Raw genomic sequence first — 20896 nt, 5'->3', positions numbered from 1 at the left:
TGTTTCAGATGAAGTCGATGGCCTTGAGGTACTCGGCGCCGCGACGCAGCAAGGCCGGGGACTTTTCCGGGTAGCTGGCGCCCATCTGCCGCACGCCGGCGCGGGCGTTGTCATGGCTGATCAGTGAGATATCGCCGATGTCTTCTTCGAAGCCGTTGAGGTAGAAACCCAGCACGCCAAACAACGCGTTGTCGGCATCGACCCGAGCCAATTGCCGTTGCCACTCGGCGACGCTGACCAGCGAAAATTCCCGGCCGCTGTCGCGGAACGACGCGACATAAGCATCCCAGCTCAAAGGCTGTGGGTTGTGCAGGTTGAACACCGCTTGCGTCGGCTGGTAACGGCTGGCGTGGAAGGCGATGAAACGGGCCAGGAAATCCACCGGCATCAGGTCGAAATTGAGGGACAGCTCCGGCACCTGACCGAGCTGGATCGAGCCTTTGAGCATCAACATCAAGCGATTTTTGTGGGGCTGGCAGACCCCGGTCAGGCTGTTGAAACTGATGTTGCCGGGACGGAACAGATTGACCCACACCCCGCGATCCCGGGCGCGTTGCAGGATCCGTTCGCCGACCCATTTGGACAGGTTGTAGCCGTTCTTGATGTAGATCGGCGGCGTCTCGGCGGCAGGCTGTTCCAGCACCTGGCCGTCGGCGTCCAGGGCACTGGAGGCGGAAAGCGTGGAGACGAAGTTGAAGATCTTCTTGCTGCGCCCTTCACACAGGCGCAGGCATTCGAAGATCGGCTCCACGTTGTCCCGCGCCAGGGACTCGTAGTCGAGCACATGGTTGACGTGGGCAGCGTTGTGCACCAGCGCGCCGAAGGTGCGGTCGATGCGGGCGTAGACGTCGTCTGGCAGACCCAATTGGGGTTGGGTGATGTCGGCGGCGTACACACTGACGCGGTCCAGGTCCAGGTGGGTCAGGTGATTGTCCTGAAGGGCCTGGGAGAAGCGCTCGGCCGCGCTGTGTTCAGCGCTCGCACGCACCAGGCACGCGACTTCGGTGGCGCCCCAGGCCAGCAGTGCTTCGACAATGTGCACCCCGAGAAAGCTGTTGGCACCAGTCACCACCACCTTGTGCACATCGCCGCATTGGCTGATGGGCAGCGGATCGAGGTTGAGTTCGGCCTCGGCATCGATGAAGGCCTGGGGGCTGAGGACCGATGCACTGTTTTGATCAGGATCGTCCAGCAACTTGGCCAAGGTCATCAGCGTCGGCGCTTCGATAAAGCGGTTGATCGACAGGCTGCGACCGAACGTCTGGCGGATGCTCAACAACAGTCGCGACAGCAGGATCGAATGCCCGCCGAGGTTGAAGAAGCTTTCGTCGGTGGCGATGTCTTCGACCGGCAGTTCAAGCAGCTCGGCCCACAGTTGCTGCAATTGTGTCTCGAGGGCGTTCTGCGGCTGCCGGCGCTGGCCGTCGACCTGTACCTGCACCGCCATGGCGAGCAAGGCCCGGCGATCGACCTTGCCGTTGCTGGTGTACGGCAGGCTCGGCAACTCGACGTAAGCGGCCGGGTGCATGTAGCTGGGCAAGCTGTTCTGCACATGTTCGCGCAACGCCTGGAGGGCGTCACCGGAGTGCTCGGGATGAACCAGGAACGCCAGGATTCGCCGCCGCTCATCGACCCCCACTGCCACTTGGCGAAACAACTGGCTATCGCGCAGGCAGTGCTCGATTTCCTCGGGCTCGACCCGAAAACCGCGGATTTTCACCTGGTTATCGCGCCGGCCACACAGTTCGATGCCGTTGTCGGTCCACTGGCCGATATCACCCGTGCGATAAACCCGCAGCGTTTGCCCGGTGGGCAGCGCCAGGTCGAGGTAGCGCGTCGCGGTCAGCGTCGGGTCGTTCAGATAACCCAGGCCGACGCCCGGGCCGGCGATGTACAGCTCGCCGGGGACACCTTGGGGAACCGGTTGCAACTGTTCGTCCAGGATCAGCACCCGGCCATTGGCGATGGGCATGCCAAGGTTGCGGTTGTTGTCGCCGACGCCGAACTGTCGTGTGGTCGCCAGCACCGTGGTTTCGGTGGGGCCGTAGATGTTGTGGAACCGGCATTGTGGCGCGAGCTGTTCGATCACGAACGGCTCGCAGACGTCGCCCCCGGTGATCAGGTGCGCCAGGCCCAGCGGCGCATCCAGGGGCATGACGCTCAGCAGCGCAGGCGGCAGAAAGGCGTGGCTGATGTGCTGCTGGTGAATCAACGCGACCAGTTGCTGCGGATCGCGGCGCTGGTCTTCGCTGGGCACCACCAGCAGGGCGCCGTGGATGAAGGTCGGGAGGATATCCAGCAGCGACGCATCAAAGTTGATGGTGGAAAACTGCAACGCCCGGCTGTCGCGCTGCAACCCGACGTAGTCGCCGTACCAGGCACAGAAGTGACTGAGGTTGCGGTGGCTGAGCAACACGCCCTTGGGCTGGCCGGTGGTGCCAGAGGTGTAGATCGCCACGGCCGGTGCGTCGCTGTCCACCGTGCGGCGGATCAACGAAGCCGGGATGCCTGGCGTGGGCGCTGGCAGTTGCTGGACATTGAGCGTTGGCAATGCCAGGTCGCCCAGGTCGCTGTCGCCGTCGTGCAGCAGCAGGTCCGCCTGGGCATTTTCCAGGATGAAGCGCCGACGTTGCGCCGGATGCTGCGGGTCCAACGGCAGGTACACCGCCCCGCAGCCCAGCACCGCCAGGATCGCCGCATACAGGTGCGCGGACTTGGGCAGGCAGACACCGATCACCTTGGGGGAGGAAGGCCTGTGGGAGGAAGGCTTGCCCCCGATGAACGATGACGCGGTTTGCTTGAGAGCGTCGGTGTCTTCATCGCGGGCAAGCCTTGCTCCCACAGGTTCTCCAGCAGCTCCTTTCTCATGTTCTGCGCGGTGCAGTATTTCCAGCATCGGTTGCTGCAACCTCAGCACCAGGCGGCGCAAGGATTTGTAGTCGATGAGTTGTCCATCGACCCACAGGGCCGGTTGCGTCGCGTCGTCGAGCATGCGCTGTTCGATGCTGTGCATCACCGGCACGTTGGCGGCGGCCAGCAGCCAGGGCACCGACGGCCGATTGAGGCCGTGCTCGAACGCCAGCGGCTCCAGCGCATCGAGCCCGAGCAGGGGCTGCTCGACAGCGTCAGCGCGCACGGTCGGCCAGTGATCGAAGCAAGTGTCATCCCGGGATAACTGGCTGACCAGCCGTGCCCCGGTCTCGACCACCGTCGCCAGGGTGCGCAACCGCAGGGACTGACCGTTGCCATCGCCTTGCGGCGCAATCACCTCCTGGCACAGCAGCCGCTGCGCGCCGTCGCGGAACATCACCACCGGTTGCGGCAATACTTCGCCGGGTAGCGTGCGCAGCACCACGCGCACTTGGAGGCATGAGCGGGCTTCAACGGCAGGCGGTGTCGTACCGTCGTCGATCAACAGATCGACCGCGTCGTGGTTGGCCGGCGATTGCCGATCCACGATGCCGTGGCCGTGCAGCTCCAGTTCCCGGGCCAGTTCGGCCATGGCCTGGCTGGTGCCAGGCACTGCAATTTCGAGGCGTTTCATCGAAAGGTCCTCATGGAGTCAGGTAATCAGCGAGGGCGTCGCGTACGCAGGGGGACGCGAGCATCGAGCTGCTGCGGAAAAAGCGCGTGATGTTGCCCACCAACGGGTGAAAACGATTGATGGGGTAGGCCAGCGCACTGGCGTCTTCACGCAGCGACTGGCGTACCGATTCGTCGACGGGCAGGTGCGCGATCAGCTCGAAATCGAACGCTTGCTGCAGGTCGCTTGTCAGGTACTGGACGATGAACCCGGGCATCAAGCGTGCAATCGCCGCGCGGTCCTCTTCGGGCGCGGTGCGCCAGTAGATCTGTACCAGTCGCGTCCAGAAACCGGAGTGCCGGCCCTCATCGAGCAAGTGATCGGCCATCAGCCCCTTGATCGAGGCCTTGACCGAGTCGTCCCGGGCGAAGGCCGCCACTTCGTTGGTCACGGTGTTCTCGGCGATGGCGATGCAGATCAGCTCCACGGCGCTGAGCAGATGTTCCGGCGCCTGGGCCAGGGTTGCCGGTATCGCGCGGCTGAGTTCGATCTGCCCCGGCAACGCGATCGGTGCGATGCCGGTCATGTCGATGGTCTGCTGCATGAAGTCCATCGCCACCAGCGCGTGATAATCCTCGTCCACCACCACGGTCATCGCGTCGTAGCGGCAGGCGAACGGGAATTCGATGCCGAAGCGGTTCTTGGCGATGCGCCGGGCGGTGTGGTCCACCAGTTCGGTCTCGAAAATCACCACGTCGTTGATGAACTTGTAGAGGCTCTGCACCAGCACAAAATCGCGCAATTGCGGACAGTGGCTGAGGAAGGTCTGGCTGTGCACCAGCGGCTGGCGGCTCATGGGAAAGATCAGCTTGTCGTCGTCCTCGACCCGGCGCCGTGGCCGGGTACGGATCGTCGCGCGGCTTTCCCAGGCGTCGGCGAAGGATTGGTATTCGACGGCGTTCATGGCGTCACCTGTGCAACCGGCTGGGCCATGCTCTGGCGCAAGCCGTCCCACAAGGCTGCGCGGCTGTGGACAGCGGCGAGCGCGGCGGCCAGTACCTCGGTTTCGCGCTGCGGGTCGCCATCGATCAGCCGGGCCAACAACTTTTCTGCCGCCGGGCCATGGTCTTCGGAATCGACTTCGATGTGCCGCTGCAGGTAATAACGAAAGGTCGGCGCCTGGTCCAGGCCAATGCCCCAAGCGTCGAGCATGCGCTGGAACATCTGCGGGATGACACTCTCGCGACCGTGCACGAAGGCGGCGGCCACGCTGTGGGCCGGGGCGTGCAGGGCGGTGTGCAAGGTCTGGCGGACGAACCGTGCCGCCGCCGGTTCGACATCGACGCTGTCCAGCGCCGTCTCGGGGCTGACGCCTTCCTGTTGCAGGGTGATGAATTGCTCGATCGCGCGGGTATCGGCACCGATTTCCCGCATGGCGTCCAGGTACAGTTCGAAATGGCTGCAATAGCCTGCGCCGGGGCGGTCATCCGACTCTTCCCCCAGCACGATTTCATTGATCAAGCGTGCCGCGTGCGGGTCGGCCGGCGGCAGCCAGGGCAGGTGGACACAAGTGAGCTCGCGTTGCAGCCGCTTGGTCAGCGACATGAAGTCCCAGACGGCAAAGACATGGCTTTCCATAAAGCGGCGTAACAGATCGATTGATGTAATCTCGGAAAAAACAGGGTGTTGGCCAAGTTCGTGTTTTTTCAAAGATAGTTGTTCTTTGGATGGCTGCATCGGAACGTCCTCATCAATGATGTTTTGTCCGGAAGGCTGCTCGTTATTTAATTAAGGCGAGCGGGTGCCTGAACCGGAGTCCATGAATTGCCCAAGGGGCTTAAGCATTCTCTTTTAATCGTTGTTTCGGCTTTAGATGCCTGTATTTGCTGGGCTTATCGCAAGTCGAAAGGGCCGCAAGTAACGCGGCGAATAAAAACTAATACATGTAACAAGTGAGCGGCAAGTGTTTTTTTAATTATTTAAAGTTGGCTTTTTATTGGGCGCGAAGAGAGCTTTTAAAACTTATTAAATAGGTTTTATTGGGGCGAAGAAGCTCCTTCCGATTTAGGGGGGTCAGAATCGAATAGTTCGAGTGAATGCCTCACTCGGAGCACTTCAGGGATCGGGAAGTTAAGAAGTTTTATGTTATGGGCGGGACGTCGGTCGGACATCCGATCATCCCGCCGGTTGGACGACGCTCCTTGCGTATTGGCTTCGATTCGTCTGGCCTCAGCCAGGCGTTGACTTCTTCAGGTCTGTTTTGAATCGACAAGCGCAAGAGTGAGCCCAAATCGATGGCAGTGCCATTGAACTGATGGGGCGACAAGTCGCGGCCACGGCCAGGCCGCGCCGCGCAGGCGACAAGTGAGTCGGAAGGATATGTAAGAAGTTTTTACGCCGGCCGGACCGCCGAGGAGGGATCAAAGCTTCGACGACTGTTCCAGATAGCGGCGCATGGTGACAGAGGCTTTTTCCAGGTGCCGCTCCAGCAATACGACGGCTTTATCGATGTCCTTGGCACGCGCGGCCTCGAGCAGCGCGCGATGATCGTCCTGGCTCAACTTGCCCAGCCCCATGGATGACAGATGAAAGCGCAGGAAGCGCTCTTCTTCATTGAGCTCGCGCTCGATCAGGTCCAGCAGCTTGCTGTTGGGTGCCTTGTGATAAAGCGACATGTGGAACAGCCGGTTGAGCTTGCCGATCTGGGCGTGTTCGGTTTCCGTTTCCAGCTGTTCGATGTACTGGGCGGCCATTGTCAGGTCGTTGTCATCGAGCAGCGGGATGGACAGGCGCAAGGCGAACGATTCCAGGACCGAGCGCAGGGCGTAGGTTTCTACCGCATTGTTGGTGATCAACGGCGCCACCACGGCGCCCTTGTGCTGAACCACATTGAGCAGTGACTGCGCTTCGAGCTGGCGCAGTGCCTCGCGCACCGGCATGCGGCTCACGCCGAACAGGTCGGCCAGTTCCTGCTGGCGCAGGGCGGTGCCGCAAGGCAGACGTCCATCAAGGATGGCCTCGCGCAGAGACTCTTCGATAATCGAGCGTGCCTGGTCAGCCGGGATGGGCCCGTTGACCTGGATAGTGCTAAGCGGTTTGGGCTTCTGTGTCACGACAACACCTGACTGGTAGTAACGAAAATTGGATCCAAGCCAACGTTAGTTACAGATTGCCAAGCCGTCAAAATCTCGCGGCCCCAGTTCCTGAACTAAAGTTTAGTCTGCTTATGGTGATTGCAACCTGCCATTGTCTTTTACCGGGCCAGGCTTCACCATCCAACGAATTTCCAACGGCCCTTTTCGGACGTATTCCCTTGGCTGCACCTTTCCCTGTCCTCAGGTCCTTGCGCTGGCTGTGTTCGGCATTGTTGCTGGCCGGCCTGATGCTGGGTGGCTTGCACGCCGACTGGGACTTTGCGCAGATCAGCCGGCGGGCGCAAGCGTTATATGGGCCGCTGGGCGAAGGACAGCAACGGATCGACGCATGGCAGCAATTGCTGGCGACCCAGAAACAGATCCCGGAACTGGAACAGCTCAAGGTGGTGAACCTGTTTTTCAACAAACAGGTGCGCTACGTGGAAGACATCGACCTGTGGCGCGAGGTCGACTACTGGGAGACCCCGATCCAGGCCCTGTGGAAGGGCGCTGGCGATTGTGAAGACTACGCCATCGCCAAGTATTTCAGCCTGCGTCATCTCGGGGTCTCCAGTGACAAGCTGCGCATCACTTACGTCAAGGCCTTGCGGCAGAACCGTGCGCACATGGTGCTCACCTATTACGCCACGCCCGAGGCGATGCCGCTGGTACTCGACAGCCTGATCGACGGCATCCTGCCGGCCAGCCAGCGAACCGACTTGCTCCCGGTCTACTCTTTCAATGCCGAAGGGCTGTGGCTGCCGGGCGCCAAGGGCAACAAGAAAGTGGGTGACACCAAGCGCCTGTCCCGGTGGCAGGATGTGTTGAAGAAAATGCAGGCCGAAGGTTTTCCGGTCGAGACGACTAACTAGGAGCGCGCGCTCAGATGTCCTTGTTCAAACAGCTGTTGATCGCTATCTGTCTGTTCCTGGTGGTTGCCTTCAGCGGCAGCTTCATGGTCAGCCTGGAGAGCTCGCGGGCCCAGTACGTCAACCAGTTGCGCTCCCATGCCCAGGACGCGGCCACGGCGCTGGCGCTGTCGTTGACGCCGAACATCGACGACCCGGCGATGGTGGAGCTGATGGTCAGCTCGATCTTCGACAGTGGCTACTACGCAACCATCCGCGTGGTCGACGTGGCCACCGACAAGACCCTGGTCGAGCGCACCGGCACGCCGGACGCCGGCAGCGTGCCGCAATGGTTCGTCAAGCTGATCGGCCTGGAACCGGCCGGAGGCGATGCCATCGTCAGCCGCGGCTGGGAACAGGCGGCGCGGGTTGAAGTGGTCAGCCACCCGATGTTCGCCCTCGCCAAGCTGTGGCAGAGCGCGTTGGGCAGCCTGGGTTGGCTTTTGCTGTGTGGCGCCGTGAGCGCGGTGCTGGGGGCCTTGCTGCTGCGTCGCCAGCTCAAGCCGCTGGACTACATGGTGCATCAGTCCCATGCCATCGCCCGTCGCGAGTTCCTGAGCCTGCCGGAGCTGCCGCGCACGCCTGAACTGCGCCGCGTGGTACAGGCGATGAACCAGATGGTCGAGAAGCTCAAGGCGCTGTTCCAGGAACAGGCCGAGCGCAGCGAGAAACTGCGGGTCGAATCCTACCAGGACAACCTCACGGGCCTGGCCAACCGGCGCTATTTCGAAATGCAGCTCAATGCCCGGGTGAGCAACCCGGAGCAGGCCAGCTCCGGTTATCTGCTGTTGTTGCGGGTCAAGGACCTGGCCGGTTTGAACCAGCGGTTGGGCGGGCAGCGCACCGACCAGTTGCTCCAGGCGGTGGGTGAGCAATTGCTGCGTGAATGCGCGCGGTATCCGGAAACCCACAACCTGGTCACGCGCATTCGCGGCGGGGAATTCGCGGTGCTGGCACCTGGGCTGGTGCGCGAGGAAGCGCTGCAACTGGCGCAGAATCTTGAGGCTGCATTGGCGAGCCTGCATGCGACCGGCGCGACGGATGTGGCGTCGGTGGCCTCCATCGGGCTGGCGCCGTTCGCCCATGGCGACTCGCCGCAAGCGGTGCTCCAGCTCGGCGACCAGGCCCTGGCCCAGGCCGAAAGCCAGGGCGAACCGGGTTGGGCCTGCCTGGACCACAGCGCGTCGGCCAGTGTCGGTGATGATCACCATGCCTGGCACAATTTGCTTGATCAGGCGCTGAGTCATCAGCGTTTCGAGTTGTATTTCCAGCCGGTGGTGGCTGCCCAGGACACCCAGGTGGTGCTGCATTACAAAGTGCTGTCGCGGCTGTTGGACGAGCAGGGCCAGACGATCCCCGCCGGGCGTTTCCTGCCTTGGTTGGAGCGCTTTGGCTGGACCGCGCGCCTGGACCGCTTGATGCTTGAACAGGTGCTCAAGCAAATGGCCGGGCATGAGCAGTCCCTGGCGTTGAACCTGTCTTCGGCGACCTTGGCCGATCCGCAGGCGCTGAACAAGATCTTTGAGATCCTGCGGGCGCATTCCAACCTTGGGTCGCGCCTGACCCTGGAGATTGGTGAAGAGCAACTGCCGGAGCAAGCGGTGCTGGAGCAGTTGACCCGGCGTCTGCGTGAGTTGGGCTTCTCCTTGAGCCTGCAGCGTTTTGGTGGGCGATTCAGCATGATTGGCAACTTGTCGCGGTTGGGGTTGGCTTACCTGAAGATCGATGGCAGCTATATTCGTGCGATTGATCAGGAGAGCGATAAGCGCTTGTTCATCGAGGCGATTCAGCGGGCGGCTCACAGTATTGACCTGCCGTTGATTGCTGAGCGGGTTGAGACGGAGGGGGAGTTGGCGGTGATTCGGGAGATGGGGTTGTTTGGGGTTCAGGGGCAGTTGGTGGGTGAGCCTAAGCGTTGGGATTGAGACTTCTGAGTGAGTACATATCCATTTCTGCGGTAACGGCTACTTAGGGTTCCGCCCTTACGGCGGGTCACTTTTGGAAGAGCGCCAAAAGTAACCAAAAGCGCTTTGCCCCACCACTCGGTGCCTCGCCTAGGCTCGGCATGCCCGAACGAAGGAATTGCTCCGTGGGCCCGCCGCGAAGGGCCATCCATGGCCCAGCGCGGCTATCCCGGCATCCATGCCGGGATGCCCACTGCGCAATGCCTACGTTCGGCCAGCGTGGTTAACGGGGCGCCGAGATCAACGTCCACCGCGAGGCGGCCTTCCAGCCGACCTGGCTCTCCCGGTCGTACACCCGTCAGATCTGTTTGAGCAGGACCTGTGGGAGCAAAGCTTGCTCGCGAGGCGGCCTTACAGCCGGCCTGATTCTCCCGGTCGTACATCCATCAGGACTATTTGAGCAGGATCTGTGGGAGCAAAGCTTGCTCGCGAGGCGGCCTGACAGCCGACCTGGTTCTTTCGGCCGTACTTCGATCCTATTGTGGGAGCGAGCCTGCTCGCGAAGGCGGCGGCACATTCAGCATTAGTGCAAGCAGACCCACCGCCATCGCGAGCAAGCTTGGCTCCCACAGGGACCGGCGGTGGACACTGATCTTATAAACGACCAAAAACCTATGTGGGAGCGAGCTTGCTCGCGATAGCGGTGGTTCAGTCACATGGATGCTGGGCTTGCCGGCCTCTTCGCGAGCAAGCCCGCTCCCACAGGGGAAACGCAGTCCCTCCAAGAACCAGGTCGGCTACTAGGCCGCCTCGTGGTGGACGTTGATCTCGGGCGCCCCATTAACCACGCTGGCCGAACGCAGGCATTGCGCAGTGGGCACCTCGGCATGGATGCCGAGGTAGCCGCGCTGGGCCATGGATGGCCCTTCGCGGCGGCCCACGGAGCAATGCCGGAGTGAGGGCACACCGAGCCTAGGCGAGGTGCCAAGTGGTGGGGCATGAGCGCTTTGGTTACTTTCGCGCTTTTCGAAAGTGACCCGCCGTCAGGGCGGAACCCTAAGTGGCCGTTACCGCAGAAACGGATATACACCCCCCTCTAAAAGTAAGGTCCTAGGAGATTTCCTTCGAGTTGTAGCGAACTTGGTGAACTTGTCCGGCGTCTGCCTCGTGGCTAGTCTGGGTTTGTCACTGAAAAAAACGGTGACACTGGCGTGCAAGCCGGTTAAAAGACGACGCGCAAGCGCTTTATGGCGGTTGTGCGTGGGAGATTTCTTCGTGAGAAGGATTCTGCCGGGGTTCCGTCTGCCCGGTCTTGCACACCTGCGTACAACTGCCACCTCATTTGCGTGCAAGCGAAGGGTGTCGGTTCCACTTCTACAGATGGAGCTTCACGACATGTTCAAAGTAACTCCGAATCCGCCAGAAAACTCTGGCAACAACTCCAGCAAATCCTCTAAATCAAAAAAACTCGACGAAGCCGCCGAACGCGCCCTCGACTACTACCTCAACCCCAAACCCACCGATGAAGCCTCGGGAAAAACCCAAACCGCCCAACTCTTCATGGTCTCCCCAGACATCGACACCGAAACCCTCCTGGCCAATGCCTCCGAAGACCTGCTGTCCATCAGCGCCATCGCCGCCGACCTGGCTGACGACGTCGATGGCTCACGCCGCAGTGTGATCCTGGCGATCAGCCGAATGGCCGATGGGGTGCATTTGTTGGTAGAGCGGGCGATGGATCGGCTTGAAGCGCAAGCATCAGTCTGAAAGACCGGTGGTGAATTGAAGACCGCTTTCGCGAGCAGGCTCGCTCCCACACTGGATCTGTGTCGAACCGAAATATCGAGATCAACACTAATCAACTGTGGGAGCGAGCTTGCTCGCGATGAGGGCCGTCCCGACACCGATGAAACCAGGCCTAGATCAACCCTTTCTCATCATCATCGATCAATCGGCTCAACCCACCCAAGGCTTCCCGGGCCTGGTTGCGGTCCATCAGCTTGGCCTGGGCCGCCGGTGGCAGGTCGGTGACGCGGATGACGCCTTTGCTGGTCAGCACCTGGATCAAGTCATCGAGTACCCGGATCATCTCCAGGTCGCTTTGCTTGAGCTGCTTGAGGCTGTTTTCCACCGCCTGGTTGGCGAACCAGTCCTGGATCTCGTGGTTGTCGGCCGGCAAGGTTTCGGTGGCCTCGGCGTAAGCGGTGGCTTCTACGCGCACCAGCAGGCCTTGTGCATCGCGTTGCACATAAAACATCGGGCATCCCTCATGTATGAAGCGGCGTCATGCTGGGCAGCATAGGCCAACTGTGGGGGAGTATGGAGGGTGGAGACGAAATCGTCATCCTGGGAGCAGCCATGCACGACCGCCCTGTGAAGGGCGGCCGTGAGGGCCCGGTCAGCTGTTGTTGTGATCGACCTTGATGGTCGGGTCGCTGCCGGCGATCAACGAGTTCAGGTTCACGTTCGACCAGTTGTTGCCTTCGAGCTTGATCGTCACATCCGGCGTTGCTGCGGCACCGTTGGCCGCATTGAACTGGCCGGAAGTGCTGACCTGCAGTGACGACACGCCATCGACCGTGCTGATTTTCAGGAAGTGGTCGATGGTGCTGCCGGTTTCGCCCTGCAATAGATCCCGCAGGTCGATCCGGTCACCTTCGCTGGCCTTGAAGTCCTTGATCACGTCGGTGCCGGTGTCGCCGGACTTCCAGACAAAGGTATCGCCGCCCAGGCCACCGATCAGGGTGTCATTGCCCTGGCCGCCGATCAGTGTGTCGTTACCCGTGCCACCGAGCAGGATGTCATTGCCCTTGCCACCGTTGAGCGTGTCGTTGCCGCCCTGGCCGAAAATGATGTCGTTGCCGGCACCGCCCAGCAGGGTGTCATTGCCATCGTGGGCACCGGACACATCGAACGCGGTGTAGTGTTCGGTGATGTACTGGTGCACGTTGCTGGTGGTCACCTTGCTGACGTCCACGCCGTTCTGTTGAGCAACGAAGGCCTGGATGGCCTGGTAGCCCTCGCCAGCAACGCCGTTGAAGCTCACCAGGTCGCCGAACAGGATGTCGTTGCCGTTGCCGCCATTGACCGTGTCGGAACCCGGCAGGGTCGCTTCGGTGTGGCCGATGATCGAGTTGGCCAGGTTGTTCGGGTCGATGTTGGTCTGCGGCGTCGAGTCCGAATCGTAGGGCTTGAGGTCGTTCAGGGTCACATCGCTGTTCAGGCCGATGGCTTCGACGGTGCTCAAGCCTTTGAGCAGTGTGAAGCTGTCGGTCGAGCCCGTCGCCGAATCGACATAGTTCCAGTAATCGCCATAACCGGTGCCGCCCTGGTTCGACAATTCAAAGGTGCCATTGCCCTCGGCGTGCACCGTGCCGACATAACTGTCGTTCCAGTTCTTTCCGCTTTTGGTCGACAGGTACATCTGGCCGTTTTCGTAGATGGTGTACTTGTGCGTGCCGTCGATCGTCTGGGTGTAGTACTTACCGACGGTGTAATTGGATGCGCTCAGTACGTCATCGAGTTTGACGCTGCCGTACAGCGTTGGGTTGGGCTGTTCGCCGGTCTGGTAGTAAGTAGGCTTACCGTCGGTAATGAAATACGTCAGGTTCTTCGCCCCGGTATTGTTCAGGGCGTCGGTACTCTTGAAGAAGTTCGCCGTGGTCTTGAACACGTCTTCGTAGTTGGTACCGCCACCGGACACCATCGAGTCGAGCACACCCTTGAGCAGGGTCAAGGCGTCCGGGTTGTTGAGGTTGACCGAGATCGACTTGTTCACCTGGCTATCGAAGTCTGCCAGGAAAATATTCACCGTCCCGGAGTTGCTGCCCAGGCTCTGCTTGAGGGTGTTGAACACCGAGGTCAGCGAGGCCTTGGCCGCGGCGATGGACGAGTCGCTCATGCTGCCGGAGCTGTCGACCATGAAGGCGATGTTGTAGTTGACGCCCGGCACTACGGTCAGCCCGCCAATGTCGGCGACGACGATGTCGTTGCCGTCGGTGCCGGTGACGTTGTCACTGCCCGCCGTGGCGGTGATGGCGTTGTAGGTCGCCGGGTACACGGTGACTGGGATCTGCGCCGTGGTAGTCGCCGATCCTCCGAGGGCTTCGGTGGAGGTGGAGGTCACGGTCAGATTGAGCTGGCCGTTGTAATAGGCCGGCGGCGTCAGGGTCAGGCTGCCCAGGTTCCAGCCACTGACCGATGCTTCGCCGTTGCTGCCCACGGTCGCGAAGTGGCCCACGCCGTCGCTCAGCACACTCCCTTCCGGCATGCCGCCAATCTTCACGCTCAGGCTTTCGGAGCCGTCGGTGTCGGTCAGGGCGGTGGTGATTTTCGACAGGTGCACGCTGGTGCCTTCGGCGCCTTCGTTGAGCTTGAAGCCGTCGTAGTAGCCTTCGCCGTTGGTGCCGTGCAGGTCGGAGACGGTCACGCCAGCATTCGCCAGGTCGGTCACGCCGGTGTAGAGCGGTACGCCGGCACTGCTCAGGTCTACAGGCGTGCTGCCGTTGACCGACAGGTTCACGTCATAGCTACCGATACCGTGCTGATTGTGGTGGTAGATGTCCAGGGTGTAGTAGCCGCTGGTGGTTGGTGTGAACGAACCGTTCAACTGGCCGCCCGCACCCCACGTGGTTGCCGCGGCGGTTTTGCCGCCGATGGTCACCAGCAGGCTGTCATCGCCCGTGCCGCTGAAGGTGTAGGTCTTGCCGGCTTCGAGGAAAATCAGGCCCGAGGTTTTCGACGCGGTGCCCACGTTCACGTTACCGTCGGACTGCACGTTGGTCACGTTGGTGCTGCTGTTCGGCGTGCCGGCGGCATCGATCACCGACTTGAGCGTGCCGGACGGCGCGCCGCTGCCATCGGTGCCCAGGCCCGACAGGCCGGTCCAGACTTCCTTGATCAAACCGGTGGAGGTCACGTTGTTGCCGGCCACGTTGAGGGTCGGTGCGTCGGCGACTGGGGTGATGTCGATCTTCACGGTGCCGGTATTGCCCAGCACCTGGCCGTCGGTTGGCTGGAATTTGACCTGTGCGTAGTCGGCCTGGTTGTTGCCCATGCTGCTGCCAACATAACCATTGGCGCCGGATTCGTTGGCGTCCGGAGTGAAGCGCAGCTTGCCGGCGTCGATGTCAGCCTTGGTGAAGGTCTGGTTGTTGGCCACGTCTTTCCAAGTTGCGCCGTCCAGATACTGCAACTTGCCATCGGCCGGCAGCTCGGTGATTTTCACACCCAGGCTGGTGGCGGAATTGTCCACGTCGCTGACGCCGAACGTCGACCAGCCGAGGACCAGTGACGTGTCTTCGATACCGGTCACCGCGCCACCGGTGGCCACTGGCGCATCGTTGATCCCGACCACGTTCACGGTGGTGGTGGCGGTGTTGGAGTAGCTCGCGCCGTCGGTCACCGTCACGGTGATGATGCGCGGTACGGTGCTCGGATCTTCGCTGTTGTTGATGAAGCTGATGTTCTTGATCTGCTGCATGTAGTCGGCCAGCGTTGCATTGCCTGTCAGCGTCAGGACGACTTTGCCGTCGGTGCTGTTGGCGTTGATGCTGATGCCGTTGACGCTATTGCCTAGGTTCAGATGATCGCCAGGCTGACGGTTGGTCAGCACGATGGTCGCGCCGGTCAGCATGGTGCTGTCCGGGTCAGTGATGCTCAGGTCGGTGTCGGCGATGGACACGCCCGGGCCGGTGGTGCCTTCGGTGAAGGTCACCTGGTAATCGGCACCGGTCTTGCCGCTGGAGTTGTTGGCGTCCAGGTCGAGTACCGGTGGCGCATCGTTGTCGATGATCGAGGTGCTGACGCTGCCGTTGGTGCCGCTGACCGCCAGGTGCTCGAAGTTGCCACCGGTGGCCGAGTCGATCTTGACCACGAAGTTTTCGGTGCCTTCGGTGATCTTGTCGTCCAGCGTTGCCACGTTGAAGGTGGCGCTGGTGGCGTTGGCCGGGATCTTCACGGTGTAGACACCGGTGAAGTCCGTGCCGTCGGCGGCGGTGCCGCTGTAGACGATCTTGAGCGTCACTTCGGTTTGTGCCGGGTTCGTCAGGCTGACGGTATAGGTGGCCGCCTGGCCTTCGGTGACCGACGTGCTGCCGGTGATGCTGACGGTGGTGTTGTCGATGGTGTCGGTGACGTCGGTCGCTGCTGGGGTAGTGCTCGGAACCAGGTTCTCGAAGTTGCCACCGGTGGCGTTGTCGATGCTGACTTCGACTTTGCCAGCGTCCTTGTAGACGTCGTCTGTTGGCGCATCGACCGTCACGGTGCCGGTGGTGGCGCCTGCGGCGATGTTGATGACGGCGCCGTTGCTCAGGGTCACGGTCACTGGCGAGCCGGCGGCGTTGGTCAATGTTGCGGTGTAAACGATGGAACCGCCCTCAGCAACGGTATCGGTCGCACTCAAGGTCAGGCCGGTAGTGTCTTGCACATCGGTAACGGTGGTGTCGGCCGGGGTGGCGTCGATGTCCAGTTTTTCGTAGTTACCGCCCTGTGCGTCGTCGATCTTCACGCTCAGGTTATCGCCGCCGGCGAGGGCGTCGTTTGGTGTAGCGAAGTTCACCGAAGCGGAGCTGGCGCCGACTGGGATGGTGATGGTTTGGCCGTTCGACAGGGTGATGACCAACGGAGCTTCGGTCACGGGTGCATTGACCGACGCGGTGTAAACCACAGTCCCGCCCTCAGCGACGGTGGACGTTGCGGTCAGGCTGACAGTCGAGGTGTCGATAGTGTCGGTAACGTCAGTCACCGCCGGCGTGGTGCTCGGAACCAGGTTCTCGAAGTTACCGCCAGTCGCTTGATCGATGCTGACTTCAACTTTGCCGGCGTCTTTGTAGACGTCGTCTGTTGGCGCATCGACCGTCACGGTGCCGGTGGTGGCGCCTGCAGCGATGTTGATGACGGCACCGTTGCTCAGAGTCACGGTCACTGGCGAGCCAGCGGCGTTGGTCAGGGTAGCGGTGTAAACGATGGAACCGCCTTCGGCGACAGTGTCAGTTGCCGAGAGCGTCAGGCCAGTGGTGTCCTGCACGTCGGTAACGGTGGTGTCGGCAGGCGTGCCATCGATGTCCAGTTTTTCGTAGTTACCGCCCTGGGCATCGTCGATCTTGACGCTCAGGTTATCGCCGCCGGCGAGGGCGTCGTTTGGCGTAACGAAGTTCACGCTGCCACTGCTGGCGCCGACCGCGATGGTGATGGTCTGGCCGTTCGACAGGGTGATAACCAACGGAGCTTCGGTCACGGGTGCATTGACCGAGGCGGTGTAAACCACGGTGCCGCCTTCGGCCACAGTCGAAGTCGCTGTGAGCGAAACGGTGCTGGTGTCGATGGTGTCGGTGACGTCAGTCACCGCCGGCGTGGTGCTCGGAACCAGGTTCTCGAAGTTACCGCCAGTCGCTTGATCGATGCTGACTTCGACTTTGCCAGCGTCTTTGTAGACGTCGTCTGTTGGCGCATCGACCGTCACGGTGCCGGTGGTGGCGCCTGCAGCGATGTTGATGACGGCGCCGTTGCTCAAGGTCACGGTCACTGGCGAGCCGGCAGCGTTGGTCAGGGTAGCGGTGTAAACAATCGAGCCGCCTTCAGCAACAGTGTCGGTTGCCGAGAGCGTCAGGCCAGTGGTGTCCTGCACGTCGGTAACGGTGGTGTCGGCCGGAGTGGCGTCGATGTCCAGTTTTTCGTAGTTACCGCCCTGGGCGTCGTCGATCTTGACGCTCAGGTTGTCGCCGCCGGCGAGGGCGTCGTTTGGTGTAACGAAGTTCACGCTGCCACTGCTGGCGCCGACTGGGATGGTGATGGTTTGGCCGTTGCTCAACGTCACGACGAGCGGGGCATCAGTTACCGGAGCGTTGACCGACGCGGTGTAAACCACAGTCCCGCCTTCAGCGACGGTGGACGTTGCGGTCAGGCTGACAGTCGAGGTGTCGATAGTGTCGGTGACGTCAGTCACCGCCGGCGTAGTGCTCGGAACCAGGTTCTCGAAGTTACCACCGGTGGCGTTGTCGATGCTGACTTCAACTTTTCCGGCGTCTTTGTAGACGTCGTCTGTTGGGGCATCGACGGTCACGGTACCGGTGGTAGCACCAGCGGCAATGTTGATCACCGCACCGTTGCTCAGGGTCACGGTCACTGGCGAGCCAGCGGCGTTGGTCAGGGTAGCGGTGTAAACGATGGAGCCGCCTTCAGCAACGGTATCGGTCGCACTCAAGGTCAGGCCGGTAGTGTCTTGCACATCGGTAACGGTGGTGTCGGCCGGGGTGGCGTCGATGTCCAGTTTTTCGTAGTTACCGCCCTGGGCGTCGTCGATTTTCACGCTCAGGTTGTCGCCGCCAGCGAGGGCGTCGTTTGGTGTAACGAAGTTCACCGAGGCGGAGCTGGCGCCGACTGGGATAGTAATGGTCTGGCCGTTGCTCAACGTCACGACGAGCGGGGCATCAGTTACCGGAGCGTTGACCGACGCGGTGTAAACCACAGTCCCGCCCTCAGCGACGGTGGACGTTGCGGTCAGGCTGACAGTCGAGGTGTCGATAGTGTCGGTGACGTCAGTCACCGCCGGCGTGGTGCTCGGAACCAGGTTCTCGAAGTTACCGCCAGTCGCTTGATCGATGCTGACTTCAACTTTGCCAGCGTCTTTGTAGACGTCGTCTGTTGGCGCATCGACCGTCACGGTGCCGGTGGTAGCACCAGCGGCGATGTTGATCACCGCGCCGTTGCTCAGGGTCACGGTCACTGGCGAGCCGGCGGCGTTGGTCAATGTTGCGGTGTAAACGATGGAACCGCCCTCAGCAACGGTATCGGTCGCACTCAAGGTCAGGCCGGTAGTGTCCTGCACATCGGTAACGGCGGTGTCCGCCGGAGTGGCGTCGATGTCCAGTTTTTCGTAGTTGCCGCCCTGGGCGTCGTCGATCTTGACGCTCAGGTTATCGCCGCCGGTGAGGGCGTCGTTTGGTGTAACGAAGTTCACGCTGCCAATGCTGGCGCCGACCGCGATGGTGATGGTCTGGCCGTTCGACAGGGTGATAACCAACGGAGCTTCGGTCACGGGTGCATTGACCGAGGCGGTGTAAACCACAGTCCCGCCTTCGGCCACAGTCGAAGTCGCTGTGAGCGAAACGGTGCTGGTGTCGATGGTGTCGGTGACGTCAGTCACCGCTGGGGTAGTGCTCGGAACCAGGTTCTCGAAGTTACCGCCAGTCGCTTGATCGATGCTGACTTCAACTTTGCCCGCGTCTTTATAGACGTCGTCTGTTGGCGCATCGACGGTCACGGTGCCGGTGGTAGCACCGGCGGCGATGTTGATCACCGCACCATTGCTCAGGGTCACGGTCACTGGCGAGCCGGCGGCGTTGGTCAATGTAGCGGTGTAAACGATGGAACCGCCCTCAGCAACGGTATCGGTCGCACTCAAGGTCAGGCCGGTAGTGTCTTGCACATCGGTAACGGTGGTGTCCGCCGGGGTGGCGTCGATGTCCAGTTTTTCGTAGTTGCCGCCCTGGGCGTCGTCGATCTTGACGCTCAGGTTGTCGCCGCCGGCGAGGGCTTCGTTTGGTGTAACGAAGTTCACCGAAGCGGAACTGGCGCCGACTGGGATGGTGATGGTCTGGCCGTTCGACAGGGTGATAACCAACGGAGCTTCGGTCACGGGTGCATTGACCGAGGCGGTGTAAACCACGGTCCCGCCTTCGGCCACAGTCGAAGTCGCTGTGAGCGAAACGGTGCTGGTGTCGATGGTGTCAGTGACGTCGGTCACCGCTGGGGTAGTGCTCGGAACCAGGTTCTCGAAGTTACCACCAGTGGCGTTGTCGATGCTGACTTCGACTTTGCCCGCGTCCTTGTAGACGTCGTCTGTTGGGGCGTCGACGGTCACGGTGCCGGTGGTGGCACCGGCGGCGATGTTGATGACGGCGCCGTTGCTCAGGGTCACGGTCACTGGCGAGCCAGCGGCGTTGGTCAGGGTTGCGGTGTAAACAATCGAGCCGCCTTCAGCGACAGTGTCAGTTGCCGAGAGCGTCAGGCCAGTGGTGTCCTGCACGTCGGTAACGGTGGTGTCGGCAGGCGTGCCATCGATGTCCAGTTTTTCGTAGTTACCGCCCTGTGCGTCGTCGATCTTCACGCTCAGGTTATCGCCGCCCGCGAGGGCGTCGTTTGGTGTAACGAAGTTCACGCTGCCACTGCTGGCGCCGACCGCGATGGTGATGGTCTGGCCGTTCGACAGGGTGATAACCAACGGAGCTTCGGTCACGGGTGCATTGACCGAGGCGGTGTAAACCACGGTGCCGCCCTCAGCGACGGTGGACGTTGCGGTCAGGCTGACAGTCGAGGTGTCGATGGTGTCGGTAACGTCAGTCACCGCCGGCGTGGTGCTCGGAACCAGGTTCTCGAAGTTACCGCCAGTGGCGTTGTCGATGCTGACTTCAACTTTGCCAGCGTCCTTGTAGACGTCGTCTGTTGGCGCATCGACCGTCACTGTGCCGGTGGTGGCGCCGGCGGCGATGTTGATGACGGCGCCGTTGCTCAGGGTCACGGTCACTGGCGAGCCGGCGGCGTTGGTCAGGGTGGCGGTGTAAACAATCGAGCCACCTTCGGCGACAGTGTCGGTTGCCGAGAGGGTCAGGCCGGTAGTGTCCTGCACATCGGTAACGGCGGTGTCCGCCGGAGTGGCGTCGATGTCCAGTTTTTCGTAGTTGCCGCCCTGTGCGTCGTCAATCTTCACGCTCAGGTTATCGCCGCCGGCGAGGGCGTCGTTTGGTGTAACGAAGTTCACGCTGCCACTGCTGGCGCCGACCGCGATGGTGATGGTCTGGCCGTTCGACAGGGTGATAACCAACGGAGCTTCGGTCACGGGTGCATTGACCGAGGCGGTGTAAACCACGGTGCCGCCTTCGGCCACAGCCGAAGTCGCTGTGAGCGAAACGGTGCTGGTGTCGATGGTGTCGGTGACGTCAGTCACCGCCGGCGTGGTGCTCGGAACCAGGTTCTCGAAGTTACCGCCAGTGGCGTTGTCGATGCTGACTTCGACTTTGCCCGCGTCCTTGTAGACGTCGTCTGTTGGCGCATCGACCGTCACGGTGCCGGTGGTGGCGCCTGCAGCGATGTTGATGACCGCGCCGTTGCTCAGGGTCACGGTCACTGGCGAGCCGGCGGCGTTGGTCAATGTTGCGGTGTAAACGATGGAACCGCCCTCGGCAACGGTATCGGTCGCACTCAAGGTCAGGCCGGTAGTGTCCTGCACATCGGTAACGGCGGTGTCCGCCGGAGTGGCGTCGATGTCCAGTTTTTCGTAGTTGCCGCCCTGGGCGTCGTCGATCTTCACGCTCAGGTTGTCGCCGCCGGCGAGGGCGTCGTTTGGTGTAACGAAGTTCACGCTGCCACTGCTGGCGCCGACCGGGATGGTGATGGTCTGGCCGTTCGACAGGGTGATAACCAACGGAG

At 61.5% G+C, this 20896-nt stretch carries 9 protein-coding genes and 1 pseudogene; 3 read left to right on the top strand and 7 right to left on the bottom strand.

The genetic code is table 11. The features are described 5' to 3' along the window. Nucleotides 1–4: 4 nt before the first annotated feature. The 4 genes from B0E42_RS12240 to B0E42_RS12225 all read right to left on the bottom strand — a co-directional run bounded on the left by B0E42_RS12240 (nt 5) and on the right by B0E42_RS12225 (nt 6636). Nucleotides 5–3544, bottom strand: a complete 3540-nt coding sequence (locus B0E42_RS12240; protein WP_077506495.1) for a non-ribosomal peptide synthetase — start codon at nt 3542–3544, stop codon at nt 5–7. 10 nt (nt 3545–3554) lie between these two features. Further along, the gene (locus B0E42_RS12235; protein ID WP_046065607.1) at nt 3555–4487 is read right to left on the bottom strand and encodes a diiron oxygenase; all 933 of its coding nucleotides are present in this window, start codon (nt 4485–4487) and stop codon (nt 3555–3557) included. Continuing rightward, nucleotides 4484–5260: a DUF3050 domain-containing protein gene (locus tag B0E42_RS12230; protein WP_033062914.1), complete on the bottom strand. Its 777-nt coding sequence runs from the start codon at nt 5258–5260 to the stop codon at nt 4484–4486. Before B0E42_RS12230 ends, B0E42_RS12235 begins: the two co-directional genes overlap by 4 nt. 683 nt (nt 5261–5943) lie before the next feature. After that, the gene (locus tag B0E42_RS12225; protein ID WP_018613216.1) at nt 5944–6636 is read right to left on the bottom strand and encodes a GntR family transcriptional regulator; all 693 of its coding nucleotides are present in this window, start codon (nt 6634–6636) and stop codon (nt 5944–5946) included. A 269-nt stretch (nt 6637–6905) separates the two neighbouring features. Here B0E42_RS12225 and lapG point away from each other — a divergent pair, with 269 nt between their 5' ends. After that, a complete protein-coding gene (gene lapG, locus B0E42_RS12220) occupies nt 6906–7529 on the top strand; it encodes a cysteine protease LapG (RefSeq protein ID WP_371915893.1) in 624 nt (207 codons plus the stop codon). Nucleotides 7530–7543: 14 nt separating this feature from the next. Further along, nucleotides 7544–9490 (top strand): cyclic di-GMP receptor LapD, encoded by a 1947-nt coding sequence (lapD, locus tag B0E42_RS12215; protein ID WP_077506493.1) that lies wholly within the window; start codon nt 7544–7546, stop codon nt 9488–9490. A gap of 779 nt (nt 9491–10269) precedes the next feature. Here lapD and B0E42_RS31095 read toward each other — a convergent pair. Beyond that, a complete protein-coding gene (locus B0E42_RS31095; RefSeq protein WP_218191455.1) occupies nt 10270–10434 on the bottom strand; it encodes a hypothetical protein in 165 nt (54 codons plus the stop codon). Between the two features lie 430 nt (nt 10435–10864). On the opposite strand from B0E42_RS31095, the gene B0E42_RS12195 reads away from it, so the two are divergent. Then, complete coding sequence (locus B0E42_RS12195) at nt 10865–11236, top strand: DUF6124 family protein (protein WP_077506490.1); 372 nt, start codon at nt 10865–10867, stop codon at nt 11234–11236. Between the two features lie 151 nt (nt 11237–11387). Here B0E42_RS12195 and B0E42_RS12190 read toward each other — a convergent pair whose 3' ends face one another. Next, the gene (locus B0E42_RS12190) at nt 11388–11726 is read right to left on the bottom strand and encodes a hypothetical protein (RefSeq protein ID WP_014335964.1); all 339 of its coding nucleotides are present in this window, start codon (nt 11724–11726) and stop codon (nt 11388–11390) included. A 141-nt stretch (nt 11727–11867) separates the two neighbouring features. Further along, a pseudogene (locus tag B0E42_RS31265) lies at nt 11868–20896 on the bottom strand (LapA family giant adhesin); the annotation flags it as partial.

The organism is Pseudomonas sp. A25(2017) (assembly GCF_002001065.1).
Taxonomy (GTDB): domain Bacteria; phylum Pseudomonadota; class Gammaproteobacteria; order Pseudomonadales; family Pseudomonadaceae; genus Aquipseudomonas; species Aquipseudomonas kilonensis.
This window is presented reverse-complemented; position numbering and strand designations above follow the sequence as displayed.

Bases quoted from the DNA above. Each gene is read 5' to 3' on its own strand.
- B0E42_RS12190 (WP_014335964.1), bottom strand. From the start codon at position 11,726: ATGTTTTATGTGCAACGCGATGCACAAGGCCTGCTGGTGCGCGTAGAA.
- B0E42_RS12195 (WP_077506490.1), top strand. From the start codon at position 10,865: ATGTTCAAAGTAACTCCGAATCCGCCAGAAAACTCTGGCAACAACTCC.
- B0E42_RS12240 (WP_077506495.1), bottom strand. From the start codon at position 3,544: ATGAAACGCCTCGAAATTGCAGTGCCTGGCACCAGCCAGGCCATGGCC.
- lapD (WP_077506493.1), top strand. From the start codon at position 7,544: ATGTCCTTGTTCAAACAGCTGTTGATCGCTATCTGTCTGTTCCTGGTG.
- B0E42_RS12230 (WP_033062914.1), bottom strand. From the start codon at position 5,260: ATGCAGCCATCCAAAGAACAACTATCTTTGAAAAAACACGAACTTGGC.
- lapG (WP_371915893.1), top strand. From the start codon at position 6,906: ATGCTGGGTGGCTTGCACGCCGACTGGGACTTTGCGCAGATCAGCCGG.
- B0E42_RS12235 (WP_046065607.1), bottom strand. From the start codon at position 4,487: ATGAACGCCGTCGAATACCAATCCTTCGCCGACGCCTGGGAAAGCCGC.